At 45.2% G+C, this 14,320-nt stretch carries 11 protein-coding genes; 10 read left to right on the top strand and 1 reads right to left on the bottom strand.

Annotated elements, in window-relative coordinates; all coding sequences use genetic code 11:
* Nucleotides 1-3 precede the first annotated feature (3 nt).
* From BUA56_RS10400 to BUA56_RS10385, 4 genes are all read left to right on the top strand, one after another.
* Nucleotides 4-1,734 carry an ABC transporter ATP-binding protein gene (locus BUA56_RS10400; protein ID WP_072851366.1) on the top strand — a complete coding sequence of 577 codons (1,731 nt, stop codon included), beginning with the start codon at nucleotides 4-6 and terminating at the stop codon, nucleotides 1,732-1,734.
* Complete coding sequence (locus tag BUA56_RS10395; RefSeq protein ID WP_072851364.1) at nucleotides 1,727-3,514, top strand: ABC transporter ATP-binding protein; 1,788 nt, start codon at nucleotides 1,727-1,729, stop codon at nucleotides 3,512-3,514. Before BUA56_RS10400 ends, BUA56_RS10395 begins: the two co-directional genes overlap by 8 nt.
* 120 nt (nucleotides 3,515-3,634) lie before the next feature.
* The gene (locus BUA56_RS10390; protein ID WP_072851362.1) at nucleotides 3,635-5,743 is read left to right on the top strand and encodes a GNAT family N-acetyltransferase; all 2,109 of its coding nucleotides are present in this window, start codon (nucleotides 3,635-3,637) and stop codon (nucleotides 5,741-5,743) included.
* Between the two features lie 179 nt (nucleotides 5,744-5,922).
* Complete coding sequence (locus BUA56_RS10385; RefSeq protein WP_072851360.1) at nucleotides 5,923-6,915, top strand: ABC-2 transporter permease; 993 nt, start codon at nucleotides 5,923-5,925, stop codon at nucleotides 6,913-6,915.
* Nucleotides 6,916-7,055: 140 nt separating this feature from the next.
* Here BUA56_RS10385 and BUA56_RS10380 read toward each other — a convergent pair whose 3' ends face one another.
* On the bottom strand, nucleotides 7,056-7,631 hold the full coding sequence (locus BUA56_RS10380; protein ID WP_072851358.1) for a helix-turn-helix domain-containing protein: 576 nt from the start codon (nucleotides 7,629-7,631) through the stop codon (nucleotides 7,056-7,058).
* Between the two features lie 769 nt (nucleotides 7,632-8,400).
* Between BUA56_RS10380 and BUA56_RS10375 the strand changes: the two genes are divergently transcribed.
* The 6 genes from BUA56_RS10375 to BUA56_RS10350 all read left to right on the top strand — a co-directional run bounded on the left by BUA56_RS10375 (nucleotide 8,401) and on the right by BUA56_RS10350 (nucleotide 14,206).
* Nucleotides 8,401-9,396 carry a LacI family DNA-binding transcriptional regulator gene (locus tag BUA56_RS10375; RefSeq protein ID WP_072851356.1) on the top strand — a complete coding sequence of 332 codons (996 nt, stop codon included), beginning with the start codon at nucleotides 8,401-8,403 and terminating at the stop codon, nucleotides 9,394-9,396.
* Nucleotides 9,397-9,414: 18 nt separating this feature from the next.
* Entirely contained in the window at nucleotides 9,415-10,308 is an 894-nt protein-coding gene (gene rbsK / locus BUA56_RS10370; protein ID WP_072851354.1) for a ribokinase, read from the top strand.
* A gap of 67 nt (nucleotides 10,309-10,375) precedes the next feature.
* Nucleotides 10,376-10,786: a D-ribose pyranase gene (rbsD, locus tag BUA56_RS10365; protein WP_072851352.1), complete on the top strand. Its 411-nt coding sequence runs from the start codon at nucleotides 10,376-10,378 to the stop codon at nucleotides 10,784-10,786.
* Nucleotides 10,787-10,832: 46 nt separating this feature from the next.
* The gene (locus tag BUA56_RS10360) at nucleotides 10,833-12,320 is read left to right on the top strand and encodes a sugar ABC transporter ATP-binding protein (protein WP_072851349.1); all 1,488 of its coding nucleotides are present in this window, start codon (nucleotides 10,833-10,835) and stop codon (nucleotides 12,318-12,320) included.
* Entirely contained in the window at nucleotides 12,320-13,261 is a 942-nt protein-coding gene (locus BUA56_RS10355; RefSeq protein WP_072851347.1) for an ABC transporter permease, read from the top strand. The genes BUA56_RS10360 and BUA56_RS10355 overlap by 1 nt, the downstream gene beginning before the upstream one ends.
* Before the next feature lie 12 nt (nucleotides 13,262-13,273).
* Complete coding sequence (locus tag BUA56_RS10350) at nucleotides 13,274-14,206, top strand: D-ribose ABC transporter substrate-binding protein (RefSeq protein WP_072851345.1); 933 nt, start codon at nucleotides 13,274-13,276, stop codon at nucleotides 14,204-14,206.
* Nucleotides 14,207-14,320: the final 114 nt, after the last annotated feature.

The raw sequence follows: 14,320 nt of genomic DNA, 5'->3' as shown, positions 1-14,320 counted from the left end.
AACATGAGACTCATAGCAAACTATCTGAAAAACTATAAAAAAATCTTTCTGCTGAATCTTCTCTCGGTCTTTGGCTTCGCCTTAGTGGAACTGGGGATTCCCACTATCGTGGCCCAGATGATCGACAAAGGAGTGACCACAAATGATCCATCCTATATCTTAAAGATGGGGGGAGTGATTGTTATCATATCTATTGTGGGAGTAGGAGGAACGATCCTGATGGGATATTGCTGCGCATTTATCTCCACGGGGATCACCTGCGATATCAGGAATGATATGTTTCGTAAAATTCAGGGATTTTCCAACAGTGAGTACCAAAAATTCGGGGCGGCATCACTGATTACAAGGACGAACAATGACGCGTTTCAGATCCAGATGTTTATGAATATTCTTTTCAGAACAGCGCTTATGACACCTGTGATGATATTCGTTAGCTTTACTCTGGTACTTCGGACTTCTCTGCCCCTGTCCCTGATCATTATTTCTACGGTTCCGGTGATAATCATTGGGGTGCTGGTGGTGGCAAAAATTTCTGAGCCGCTCAGTGAGAATCAGCAGCTGTCCATGGAGGCAATTAACAGAATATCCAAGGAAAATCTGAGCGGAATCCGGGTGATTCGGGCTTTTAACAATGATCCTTATGAGCAAAAAAGGTTTAATGAGGCGAATAACCAGTATATGAAGTATTCGAAGAAGCTCTTTAAGCTCATGTCGCTGACCCAGCCTATTTTCTTTTTCCTGATGAATATAGCTGGGATGGGAATCTTCTGGGTGGCTGCTAATATGATACACACGGGTCAGCTGGAGATTGGTCAGCTGGTGGCTTTTATGGATTATCTGTTCCATGCTATGTTTTCCGTTATGCTGTTTTGCCTGGTATTCATGATGTACCCCAGGGCAAGAGTCAGCGCAAAACGGATTGAAAAGGTTATGAACCAGGAGGTAGCCATTAAGAATCAGGAAGACGGTATCCCTCTGGAGGGTGAAGTGGAAGAGGTGGTCTGGGATCACGTTACCTTTGTCTATCCGGACGGGGAAGAAGCAGTTCTGAAGGATATATCCTTTTCTGCCAAAAAGGGGGAGACCATCGCCTTTATCGGCAGCACAGGTTCCGGTAAGAGCACGCTAATTAATCTGATTCCAAGAGCGTATGACGTCAGCGGGGGAAGCATCCGGATCAACGGCAGGGATATCCGTGAATTTAATCTGGCTTCGCTGAGGGATGCAATTGGCTTTATTCCTCAGAAAACCATGTTGTTCAGGGGAACCATAGCCGACAATATCCGATTCGGCAAAGAAGATGCCACGGATCAGGAAGTGGAACAGGCGGCAAGAACTGCCCAGGCCTATGACTTTATTATGGAAAAGGGAGGCTTTGACGAGAACATCACGGAGAGCGCCACAAATATCTCCGGCGGACAGAAACAGAGGCTTTCCATTGCCAGGGCACTGGTAAAGCGTCCGAAGATTTATATATTTGACGATTCCTTCTCTGCTTTGGATTTTAAGACGGATGCGACCCTGAGAAGAGAACTGAAGAAGGAGACAATGAATGCGATTGTTATGGTAGTTGCTCAGAGGGTTGCCAGCATTATGGACGCAGATCAGATTGTCGTGCTCAACGAAGGAAAGATTGTGGGGATGGGAACCCACAGAGAATTGCTGAAATCCTGCTCCATCTATCATGAAATCGCAGTTTCCCAGCTGAGTGAGGAGGAATTGGCGAATGCATAAAAGGCTACAGAAATTAAAAGAGAATATCGCCCAGCTGAGTCCTTTTATCGCCCCATATAAGTGGGGGTTCTGGGGAGCTGTGCTCATGGGAATCATCTCCATTGCAGCCATGACTACAGCCCCGAGAATAGAGGGTATGATTACAACCCAGCTGGCAAAGGATGCCTCGGATCTTATGAAGAAACTGCCGGGAGCCGGCGTCCATTTTAAAACCGTACTGCATATCCTGACCGTGCTGGCTGTGATTTATCTGGTAAAAACGCTTGCTCAGGCAGCCAGCGCCATTATGCTGACGAATTCCATACAAAATGCTATGCACGATATGAGAAATGCGGTGCAGGATAAAGTGAGAAGACTTCCGGTTCGATATTTTGATTCCAACAGCTTTGGGGACGTACTGAGCCGAATTACCAATGATATTGACACCATATCCAATGCACTGCAGCAGAGCTTCATGCAGATCATCAACGGGATCCTCACTTTGATTTTGGCGATTGTTATGATGTTTACGATACAGCCTGTGATGGCGTGCATGGCTCTGGTTATTATTCCTCTTAGTCTTCTGATTACCAGATTTATTATAAAAAAGAGTCAGAAGCAGTTTAATGCCCAGCAGAATTCCATGGGAGAGCTGAACGGTGCTATTACTGAGATGTATACCGGATTTCGGGAAATTCTGTTGTTTAACCGTCAGGCAGACTCTGTAAAGGAATTCGAGGAGATCAACGACAGACTGCGGAAACATGCTTTTTCCGCCCAGTTCCTTTCCTCCATGCTTTCTCCTCTAATCTCATTGGTTACTTATCTGACCATAGGCGCGATAGCTGTAACCGGAGCACTGTTTGCGTTAAGGGGCGTGATTACCATAGGGAATCTCCAGGCCTTTATCCGGTATGTATGGCAGATCAACGATCCTCTGTCTCAAGTTTCCCAGCTGTCTGCACAGATTCAGGCAGCCTTTGCGGCCATGGACAGGGTATTCGGGATCCTCAGGGAAGAGGAAGAGGTGAAGGAGGCCGATCCGCCTGTGATTTTGAAAAAGGCGGAGGGAAATGTTACCTTTGACCATGTCTCCTTTGGATACAGGGAACGCCCGGTGATCCAGGACTTTACCATTGAGGTCAAAAAAGGGCAGATGGTTGCAATTGTAGGGCCCACGGGAGCGGGAAAAACCACATTGATTAATCTTTTGATGCGTTTTTATGATGTGAATAAAGGCAGCATACGAATTGACGGGGTTGATATCAGAGATATGAAGCGGAGGGATCTGAGGAATATATTCGGAATGGTTCTGCAGGATACCTGGCTGTTTTCCGGAAGCATATTTGACAATATTCGTTATGGGCGGCTGGATGCCAGAAAAGATGAGGTGATCGATGCGGCAAAGGCGGCTAATATCCATCACTTTATACGTACTCTTCCGGGAGGATATGATATGGTAATCGACGAGGAAGGAAGTAACATCTCTCAGGGGGAAAAGCAGCTGCTTACCATTGCCAGGGCTATCTTAAAGGATCCGGATATTCTGATTCTGGATGAGGCTACTTCATCGGTTGACACCAGAATCGAGCGGATACTGCAGGATGCCATGCAGAGGCTTATGGTGGGAAGAACCAGCTTTGTAATTGCCCACCGGCTGTCTACCATTAAAAATGCAGATATGATTCTTGTGATCAAGGACGGAAATATTGTTGAACAGGGAACACATGCGTCTCTTTTGGCAGCACATGGGTTTTACGAACAGCTTTACAATTCCCAGTTTGCGGGAAAACAGATATAGAATATGGAAAAAGAAAAAGAACTTCTGTGATGCTTGCAGGAAGTTCTTTTTCTTATGGTATAAGGAAAATTTAATCTGGTTAAGCTGTTAAGTAGAACATACTTGGGATTGGAGGAAATTATGGTTACATTTCGGGATCTCACCCTGGAGGATCAGGATATGATAAGCAGCTATTTTGAGAGACTTCAGGCAAATAATTCAGAATGCAGTTTTACAAATTTATTTATATGGAGAAAATGTTACCACGTCCAGTGGGCGATTGTGGAGGGATATCTGGTGATTCTGACTACGGTCAGAGGAAAAAGCTGGATTCTGCCCCCGTTCGGCAATTATCACGATGGTGATTTGAAAAAAGTAATGGAACTTCTGAAAGCATATTTTCAGGAGAAAGGGATGCCATTTGTAATCCGGGCCATTCCGGATACGGCGGCTGAAGCACTGAAGAAAGAGGTCCCCGGATGGTTCTGGCTGGAGGAGGAGAGAGAAATATTTGATTACATCTACCGGGGGAATGATCTCAGACTTTTAAAAGGAAAGAAATATCATGGAAAGCGCAATCACATCAATCAGTTTAAAAAGCGATATTCGGATTATGGGTATGAGAAAATTACTGTCGGGAACATTCCGGAAGTGAAGGAATTTTTGGAGCGCTGGTGCTATTACCGGCAGTGCAAGAGTGATTTTGACAGAGAGCTGTATTGTGAAAAAAAGGCTATTTATGAGGCATTTTCCTGTTGGGAGCAGTTAAAATGTACAGGCGGCGCTATGAGGGTAAACGGAAAAATTGAGGCATTTACCATAGGAGAGCAGCTGAATAAGGACACAGTCCTGATTCATATAGAGAAAGCAAACGTAGAGATACCTGGTTTGTACGGGGTGATTCACCAAGAGTATCTCCTTCATGAATGGCCGGATATCCCATATGTTAACCGGGAAGAGGATATGGGAGATGAAGGGCTGAGAAAGGCGAAGCTTTCTTTTTATCCTGCTGCGTTCGCCAGGAAATGGAGGGCGGAGTACCAGGAGAAGGATACACTTTACTGTCATAGAGCAGCGGAAGAAGATAAGGAGAAGGTGAAGCGCCTGTGGGAATACTGTTTTACGGATACCAGAGAATTTACTGAATGGTATTTCAGCAGATATTACAGGACAGAGAGAACCTATGGGGCCTTTTTTAATGGTGAGCTGACCGCCAGTGTGCAGATGATTCCCTACGAACTCCTAGTAAGAGGGAAAAAAATGAGGGCCTCCTATGTGGTGGGGCTGGATACTGCCCCGGAATACCGCAGAAGCGGAGTGGGAAGAAAACTTCTGAAGTACAGTCTGGGAGAAATGCGCAGAGAGAAGCGGTCTATCGGTCTTCTGATGCCATTCTCGCCGGATTTCTATCTTCCACTGCAGTGGACTTTCTGCTATTTCAAACAAAACTATGTGTTAGACCCTTGGGATTTAAACTATGCCAGAAAGCCTCAACTCCGAGGAGCAGAACAGGAACGCGGGACTTTTCGCCGGGTACGGATGAATGAGGCAGTTCAGGTGATGCAGAACATTTATCTCTCCTATCAGACCAGGAGAAACGGCGGCATTCTAAGAGGGGGGGAACAGTGGGAGCTTCTAATGGAGGGCTGGGAAGTGGAGAATGCAGTCTGCTATATTCTTTCTGTGAAGGAGATTCCTCAGGCATATATGGTATACTCCATAGAGGGTACGGTGATGCGTATCCATGAGATGATATACACAGGCGAAGAGGCTAAACGGGAGTGTTTGGACTTCATCTACGGACACCGCTCGCATATTGTTAAGGCAGAATGGGCGGCAGAAAACGGGGACACAACATTTTGTTATCTCAATCCCGGCAGAAGTGTATGCACTTTACAACCCTTTCTGATGGCCAGAGTTGTGGATGTCATACAGGCATGGAGAGAGTTTGCAGTGCTTACCATGAAAGAACCTGTGACCATCCGCATTGAGGATGAGCTTCTGGAGTGGAATAATGACGTGTTCAGGCTTTGGGAGACGGATGGAAAAAAGGAGTCTCAGAGGCTTGGGGAGGAAGCTCAGTGGGATTACAGGATGGGAATTGAAAGCTTTACACAGCTGCTGCTGGGAGCTTCCTCTTTTGAAGAGTTACTGACCCGGGGCGCAATCGTATGCGGCAGAGAACTGGAGGCGGAACCCTTAAAAAACCTTTTTCCAAAATGGAATAACGATATCCAGGAATACTATTAAGATTGAAATTTTTCTCCTTATGGGGTAAACTGTTGAATAAATGGAACCTTTGCTTCTGTTTTTGCGCAGAAGACAGAAGCAGATGGGAACCATTTGCAGGAGTATAAATAATGCCGGTGCAGAAACAGGGGAGCAGTATCGGCTGAAAGTGCACAGGCACTGTACGAAGGGAGGAAATCATGAACTACATAGGAAAATATCTGGGAGATCTGGGGGGATTGACCGATAAGTACAGCAGTATACTGATGACAGTAGGAATTGTATTCGCACTTTTGAACTGTTTTTTCGGGTATAAATTAAGAAAGGTATGGATTACCCTGGTAGGTGCGCTGGCGGGTGCTGCCGCAGGAGGCGCTGCAGGATATTACTTTTTAAAGGATGTGAAACTGTCCGCTGCCGCTGCTGCAGGCGGAGCGATTCTTCTGGCGGTATTTGCATTCCAAATCTATCGTCTGGGACTCTTTGTCTTGTGCGGGGGGCTTACCTATTGGATGCTTGGACAGCTTTTTGCAGCCGATACCTCTATGGCCAGAGGAATTTGCATCGTGGCAGGGGTAGTGATAGGCGTTCTTGCACTCCAGTACGAGAGAATCATTGTGATTCTGACAACAGGAATCTGCGGAGGCTTTGGAGCCTCCAGGCTCTTATTTACAATGACTGGCCGGGGTGCTGGTTTTCTTGCTGTACTGGTGGGGCTGATCCTTGCAGCTTTGGGGATCCTGTTTCAATACCAGCTTGGGACGAAGAGAGGAAAAGAGGAATTTGAAAAAGATTCCCAGTCTCTGTTTCACAGAGACGGCAAAAGCCGGGGGCGCAGCCGGAGAAGAAAGAAGAGCTTAAGGGATTACCTGCCTTCCCGCAGGAAGAAAAAAAAGAAGAAACGAGTAATGACGGATACCACGGAGAATGTTCAGACTTCCTCCAGCCGGCAGAGCAGGGGGACAGGGAGCACAAAGAAAAAAAGCGGAACCAATTCTGAGAGGCCGCAGTCATCAAACAGAAATAAGTTAAATCAGGAACCGGAAGCAGAGAATTTGGAAGAGTCCAATTTCCCTGAGAGTAGTCAGAAAAGAACTCGGGAGGGGTATGAGAATCCTCTGGATATGGACGAGATTGCAAAGATGATTTCAAAAGATGTACAGAAGATTTATGAGGATCAAGATGAAAAATAAGCCATTGTAAACGATGAATCACTCTGTTGTTATGTGCGGCAGGGCACACGACGGCTTTTATTTTGCCGTCATGCGTAATTATTTACTTAAATAAAGGCAGTACGATTTTCCCTGACAATACGGCATAAATGAACAGGCTGCTAAAATCCTATCCACAAAACTATTTGGGAATCAGCATCCCAGAAAAGCAAGGCGAATGCAGCTATCGACGACATGAACAAAATGGCATTGGCCACGTAAGCAAGTTTCTGCATAAGTAATTCTTTTTGAGTGAAATAGGATAATGTGCCCCAGGATGCAAGCATTACAATTGTTAACAATAAATTAGAAAGTACAGGATTACCTTCAAAATGTATACCTCCCACACTTATATTTACAGACAAAGTTATAAGTGTAATACCGAGTGTAAAATATTTTAGGAAGGTAATCCTGTAATCTTTTTTTTGAACTTCAGAAGCGAAGCTTGTAAGGGACTCTTCCGTTTTCTTTTCATTGTATGCAGGTGCAGTTTTTTCTCCGGCAAACAACTCGCTTAATGATATTTGGAGTAAAATGCAGATATCCTCAAATAAGGCCGCGTCTGGCAGGCATTTACCCGTTTCCCATTTAGAAACTGCTTTATTTGTCACGCCGAGCTTTTCGGCAAACTGCATTTGTGTCATATCCTGTTCTTTTCTGCGTACAGCAATAAACTTTCCAATTTTGTTTTGGTCCATATTCTTCTCCTTTCAAGTCAATGATAACCTTTTCTCCGGCAGAATAAAATCCACCAGAGGTAGAACAAGGGGAATTAAGGGGAAAAAGAGGTGTTAGATTCCCTTACATACTTTCAATATTTAATAATTATAGTTTTTCTGCCTGAATAGTTCAAGATATCTAAAACAATGTTATCCTGCATGTGAGCCGACACCGAGCAAAAAAATATATCTGAATAATAAACAGATAAAATAATAAAAAATATAAATAAGTATTGACAAAAACACGCAAAAGAGGTAATATAACAATATAAAATAACAAAAGAAATAAATAACAGATTAAATGCTTTATTCCTTTTGTTATTCAATTTAAGATAAGGAGGTACGGACCGCCAAAACCTTAAAGTAACAAACCCAAAGAACTGTAAAACTTTACTTATACTTTTAATGGGAGAAAGGTGATGTCAACCACAGAATCCTGGTGAAAGATGAGAAAAGGTTTTATAGAGAAAGAGGTACAAGAATGATTGAAGAATCAAAGTGAGATGGGTATCGATGAGATAATAGTCGATGCCCATCTTGCTTTTGTCTGCAGGTATATGAATCTGATACTATGAAAAGTATATAAAAAATCAGTTGTCAGGCAGGAAGAATTCTTATAAAATTTATGCAAAACAGCAAAAAAAGTATAAATTGAGAAATCAATATTGACAGATATATCGTCAGGATTTATAATGAAATCATCTTGAAACGGGTTTCAAATAACAAAGTGACATAAAAGGAGTACATGATGACAAGTATTCGGGATGTGGCAAAGCTGGCAGGGGTGTCTCCGGCAACAGTATCCAGAGTAATGAACAATACAGCAAATGTGGACAGTGTGAAGCGGCAGAGGGTTGAGCAGGCGATTAAGGAAACCGGTTTCAAACCCAATGAGGTAGCCCGCTCCTTATATAAAAAGTCCTCTAGGATTATAGGAGTGATTGTACCGAATATCGAGAATCCATTTTTCAATGAGCTGGCGGGGGCAATCGAAGAGGAGTGTGACAAAAAGGGGTATCGCCTGACTTTGTGTAATTCCAATAATGATTTGGAAAAGGAAAAACGAAATATGAATCTCCTGAGCAGGATGAATGCAGACGGGATCATTCTTATGACGAATCAGAAGGAGATAAAAGAGGAAGTAAGAAAGTGTCAAATACCGGTCATTATGCTGGACCGCCAGGTGGGAACCGGAAGTGAGATTGCATATATCCAGTCGGACCATTATATGGGTGGCCGGATGGCTATGGAACATCTTCTGGACTGCGGATGCAGAAACATTGTACAGATGAGCGGTCCGAACCGGTTTTCCAGTGCCAGACAGAGGTTTCAGGGATACACAGACGTTTGCAGAGAAAGGGAAGTGACGGCAGTTACCTTAGAGTGTGAGTATGATTATGAGGACGGGCTAAAAAAGGCAGAGGAACTCATAGAGAGATATCCGGATACCGATGGAATTATAGCGGCGAATGATATGGTAGCCATTTCTGTATACAAAGTGCTGACAAAGAAAGGATACCGGATCCCCCAGGATATTCAGCTGATTGGATTTGACAATATTAATTTGAGCAGACTGTTTACTCCTGAGATTACTACTATAGAACAGCCCATTGCCCAGATGGGGCAGGAGGCAGTCAAAGTGCTTACTGACTATATTGAGGGAAGAGAGATCCGGCGGCAGAATGTGTTCCCGGTCAGATTGATTCCGAGAGAGACTACCGTGGAGAAGCCGGCGAATAAATAAAGAAAAGGAGCAGACAGAATGAAAACAGCAGTTGTGGGAAGCATTAACATGGACATGACAGTAACAGCGGAAAGAATTCCTCTGAAAGGGGAGACCTTAAAGGGAGATGAGCTTCATTATATTCCCGGAGGTAAAGGCGCCAATCAGGCTGTGGCAATGGCAAAGCTGGGAGCAGAGGTAGAGATGTTCGGATGCGTTGGTGATGACGAGGCAGGGCAGAAGCTTGTAAAGAATCTGCAGGAGGCTGGGGTCAGTACTGGCCACATTCGAATTGTAAAGGGTGTCCCCACGGGCATCGCCCTGATTACAGTGGGTGAGAATGACAACACTATTATCGTGGTGGCAGGCGCTAATAACTGCGTGGATAAAGAATATGTGGACAGTATAAAAGAGGAACTTTTCCAGTGTGATATCGTGCTACTGCAGCATGAGATTCCTCAGGAGACTGTAGAATATGTGGTTGATATCTGTACGGAGCGTGGGATTAAAGTGGTGCTGAATCCCGCACCTGCAAGACCTGTAAAGCAGGAGATTCTGGAAAAGGTTACCTACCTTACCCCTAATGAACACGAGGCGGCTATTTTATTTGGAAATGATTGTTCCACAGAAGAACTCCTGAAAAAGTATCCGGAAAAGCTTGTGATTACCCAAGGTTCCAAAGGTGTTGCTGCCTGCAGAAAAACTGGTGAGATTCTTTTGGTTCCGGCCAGAAAGGCAGATGTAGTAGATACCACAGGGGCTGGTGACACGCTCAACGGAGCTTTTACTGTAGAGGTTGCAAAAGGCAGGGATATAGAAAGTGCACTAAAGCTTGCCAATACAGCAGCCAGCCTGTCCACAGAAAAGTTCGGGGCACAGGGAGGTATGCCTACTCTGGAAGAAGTAATCAAAGAAATGAAAGCATATAAATAAAATCTAAGGCCGGTATAGATTTCTTGTGGGAGAAATAGATACCGGCAGACAAAGCGGAGGAAAAAGAATGAAAAAACATGGAATACTAAACAGCGATATATCCAGGGTACTCAGCTGCATGGGTCATACAGATACCATTGCGGTGGGAGACTGCGGTCTGCCTGTTCCCGACGAGACGGAGAGAATTGACCTGGCGCTTACTTTGGGAAGACCTGGCTTTATGGAAGTTTTGAAAGCGGTTTCAGGAGACATGAAAGTAGAAAAGATTGTATTGGCTGAAGAAATTAAAGAAAAGAATCCAGTCATCCTGAGTGAGATTAAAGAACTCTTTCAGGATGCAGAAACCGGTTTCAGTGTGGAGTTTGTTTCCCATGAAGAACTAAAAAAACAGACGAAAAAATGTAAGGCAGTTATTCGTACCGGTGAGACAACGCCGTATGCGAATATTATTTTGCAGTCTGGGTGTATATTTTCATAATTAGCAATGCTGTGTAAGACAGCAAGATGGAAGGGAGGAAGCTGCCATGCAGATAGAGATGAAGGGGATTGACAAATCCTTTGGACAGAATCAGGTGCTGAAGAATGCCGGATTTGTGCTGGCTCCCGGCGAGGTGCATGCATTAATGGGAGAAAACGGTGCCGGCAAGTCTACGTTAATGAAAATTCTCACAGGAGTGTATACCAGAGATGGGGGAACGGTAACCGTAGATGGAAAAGAAGTGCTTTATAAAAATCCTCAGGAGGCTGAGAGAGCCGGAATTGTGTTTATCCATCAGGAATTAAATGTACTGTTTGACCTTACGGTGGAAGAGAACTTGTTTCTCGGCAAAGAGATCAGAAACCGGCTGGGGATGTGCAATCAGAAGGCCATGAGAAAGAAGGCGGAAGCAACCCTGGAAAAGCTTGGGGTTCAGATCCCGGTGGACCGGGTAATGTCTGAGCTTTCTGTGGGTCAGCAGCAGATGATTGAAATCTGCAAAGCCCTCATGGTGGATGCCCGGGTGATTATTATGGATGAACCCACGGCTGCCCTCACCCAGAGTGAGACGGCGGTGCTATTTGAAGTGATTCAGTCTCTGAGGAAAAAAGGGGTTTCTATTGTCTATATCTCTCATCGGATGGAAGAGATCTTTGAATTGTGCGACAGAATCACCGTGCTCCGGGATGGAACCTATATAGGGACAAAGAAGATTCCAGAGACCAATATGAATGAAATTGTTAAAATGATGATTGGGCGTGAAATCGGGGAGCGTTATCCGAAAAGAGAGGTTACCATAGGAAGAGAGATGCTCCGGGTAGAAGGACTGACAAAAAAGGGAGTGTTTGAGGATGTGAACTTTTCTGTGCACGCAGGTGAGGTGCTGGGAGTATCCGGACTGATGGGGGCAGGCCGGACAGAGATTATGCAGGCAATCTTCGGAAATCTGTCCTTGGAGCGGGGAGATATTTATATTGACGGCCGAAAGGCCACGATAAAGAATCCGCTTCATGCCATGGAGCACGGCATTGGTTTTATCACAGAGGACCGAAAGACTGAGGGACTTATGCTGGAGGAGAGCATTAAAAATAATATTTCCCTGGCAAATCTGGGGCGGATCTCAGGAAGGGCCGGAGTTATCAGCAAAGCGGCAGAGGATGAGCTTGTGAGCAAAGCGATAGAAGAGCTTCACATCAAATGCTTTGGGCCTTTTCATGAATGCAATAACTTAAGCGGGGGAAACCAGCAGAAGGTAGTCTTTGCCAAATGGATTTATACGAATCCCAGAATTCTAATACTGGATGAGCCAACCAGAGGTGTGGATATAGGCGCAAAAAAGGAAATATACAGTATTATCAATGAGCTGGCAGCTAAGGGCGTAGCAATTATCATGGTGTCATCAGAACTGCCGGAAATACTCGGAATGAGCGATCGGATTATGGTTGTGCGGGAAGGGCTGATTCGGGGAATCATTGCTCAAGAAGAGGCAAATCAGGAAAAAGTAATGACATTAGCTACGGGAGGTACCTTATAATGAATGAAAATAAGAAAAAAGTTTTAAATTATGCCCAGGACTTCGGAGCCCTGATTGCTCTGGTGGTATTAATCCTGGGAATCAGTATCGCAAGCCCTGAGTTCAGAACCTGGTCCAACTTTTTATCGCTGCTGCGCCAGTCTTCCATCAACGGACTGATAGCATTTGGTATGACATGTGTAATTCTCACAGATGCCATTGACCTGTCTGTAGGTTCCGTGCTGGCGCTCAGTACCGCTCTTTGTGCTGGTATGATTACAGCCGGAGTGCCGGCAGGGCTGGCTATGATTCTGGCACTTGTTCTGGGGGCTGCCCTGGGTGTTGTCAGCGGTGTTCTGGTTACTAAGGGACGTCTCCAGCCTTTTATCGCTACGCTGATCACTATGACCGTATACCGGGGGCTGACCATGATCTTTACCAACGGAAAACCCATATCCAATCTGGGTGACAGCTTTGTCCTTAAATTAGTAGGAAAGGGGAATTTTTATCATATACCTATCCCGGTCATTCTTCTGATTCTTATTTTCCTGATCTTCTTCTTTCTGCTGAATAAAACAACGTTTGGAAGGCGGGTTTACGCAACCGGCAGCAACTGGAAGTCTGCGAAGCTGGCAGGGGTCAATATACATAAGACAAAGATTATCGTGTATGGTATCTCAGGCCTTATGGCGGCGCTCTCCGGATTGATTCTTCTCTCCAGGCTAGGATCTGCCCAGCCCACACTGGGGGACGGGTATGAACTGGATGCTATCGCTGCGGTAGCCCTGGGCGGAACCAGCATGAGCGGAGGCAGAGGTAAGATTTACGGAACCTTTATTGGTGTGCTGATTATAGCGGTCCTGAACAATGGTCTGAACATTGTTGGGGTATCCTCTTACTATCAGGATGTCATCAAAGGCCTGGTTATTCTTGTAGCTGTATTATCTGATAGAAAGAGATAGGGGGAAGAATTCATGAAAAGATTTACGTTCCTTAAAAAATGTGCGGCACTTGCGGCAGCCATCGTTTTGGCTGCCGGTCTCGCGGGATGCAACGCGATTACGATCGACGGGGAAGATACATCGGAAGGCTCTGCAAAAGGAGGAAATGCCATTGGTTTTTCAGTCTCGACCCTGAATAATCCATTTTTTGTATCACTGGCAGACGGGGCTAAAGCTAAGGCGGAAGAAGAGGGCGCAAACCTGATCGTAGTAGATGCAGGGGATGACGCGGCAAAGCAGACCAGTGACATAGAAGATTTAATCTCCAGAAATGTAGGGGTATTGATTGTAAACCCGGTGGATTCCGACGCGGTTGCCCCGGCTGTAAAAAATGCGGTATCCAAAGGGATTAAAGTTATTGCCGTAGACCGGGTGGTAAACGGCGTGGAGGTTGACTGCCAGATTGCGTCAGATAATGTGGCGGGTGCCAAAATGGCAACGGAATATCTGGAAGAGCTGATCGGAAAAGGCGCCAAGGTTGCGGAGCTGGAAGGCGTGCCGGGGGCATCTGCCACCATTGACAGAGGAGAAGGTTTCCACCAGGTGGCAGATACGGATTTTGATGTGGCTGCAAGTCAGACGGCAAACTTTAACCGTGCGGAGGGCATGACGGTAATGGAAAATATCCTGCAGTCAGACAGCAGTATTCAGGGGGTATTTGCCCACAACGATGAGATGGCGCTGGGGGCTGTGGAGGCGATTGCCGCCTCAGGAAAAGATATTAAAGTAGTAGGATTCGATGCCACGGATGATGCCCAGGAGGCTGTAAAAGCAGGCAAGATGGCCGCAACAGTAGCTCAGAAGCCTGACAAGATGGGAGAAACCGCTGTTGCAGCTGCGCTTCAGATTCTGGCAGGAGAAACCGTAGAACCATCCATACCGGTAGAGGTAGAACTTATAAAATAGCAGAAGAAAAATAGGTTAGGACGTTGTTTTTATGAAAAAATGACGTCCTAAATTGTATTTTAAATAATTATGTAGTATAATCCGGTATAAAGGCTAAAAATAAGTGGAGAACTA

Origin of the sequence: Lactonifactor longoviformis DSM 17459, assembly GCF_900129135.1 — a bacterium.
Taxonomy (GTDB): domain Bacteria; phylum Bacillota; class Clostridia; order Lachnospirales; family Lachnospiraceae; genus Lactonifactor; species Lactonifactor longoviformis.
This window is presented reverse-complemented; position numbering and strand designations above follow the sequence as displayed.

Excerpts from the sequence above, each read along its gene's own strand:
- BUA56_RS10400 (WP_072851366.1), top strand. The coding sequence starts at position 4 with ATGAGACTCATAGCAAACTATCTGAAAAACTATAAAAAAATCTTTCTG.
- BUA56_RS10395 (WP_072851364.1), top strand. The coding sequence starts at position 1,727 with ATGCATAAAAGGCTACAGAAATTAAAAGAGAATATCGCCCAGCTGAGT.
- BUA56_RS10390 (WP_072851362.1), top strand. The coding sequence starts at position 3,635 with ATGGTTACATTTCGGGATCTCACCCTGGAGGATCAGGATATGATAAGC.
- BUA56_RS10385 (WP_072851360.1), top strand. The coding sequence starts at position 5,923 with ATGAACTACATAGGAAAATATCTGGGAGATCTGGGGGGATTGACCGAT.
- BUA56_RS10380 (WP_072851358.1), bottom strand. The coding sequence starts at position 7,631 with ATGGACCAAAACAAAATTGGAAAGTTTATTGCTGTACGCAGAAAAGAA.
- BUA56_RS10375 (WP_072851356.1), top strand. The coding sequence starts at position 8,401 with ATGACAAGTATTCGGGATGTGGCAAAGCTGGCAGGGGTGTCTCCGGCA.
- rbsK (WP_072851354.1), top strand. The coding sequence starts at position 9,415 with ATGAAAACAGCAGTTGTGGGAAGCATTAACATGGACATGACAGTAACA.
- rbsD (WP_072851352.1), top strand. The coding sequence starts at position 10,376 with ATGAAAAAACATGGAATACTAAACAGCGATATATCCAGGGTACTCAGC.
- BUA56_RS10360 (WP_072851349.1), top strand. The coding sequence starts at position 10,833 with ATGCAGATAGAGATGAAGGGGATTGACAAATCCTTTGGACAGAATCAG.
- BUA56_RS10355 (WP_072851347.1), top strand. The coding sequence starts at position 12,320 with ATGAATGAAAATAAGAAAAAAGTTTTAAATTATGCCCAGGACTTCGGA.
- BUA56_RS10350 (WP_072851345.1), top strand. The coding sequence starts at position 13,274 with ATGAAAAGATTTACGTTCCTTAAAAAATGTGCGGCACTTGCGGCAGCC.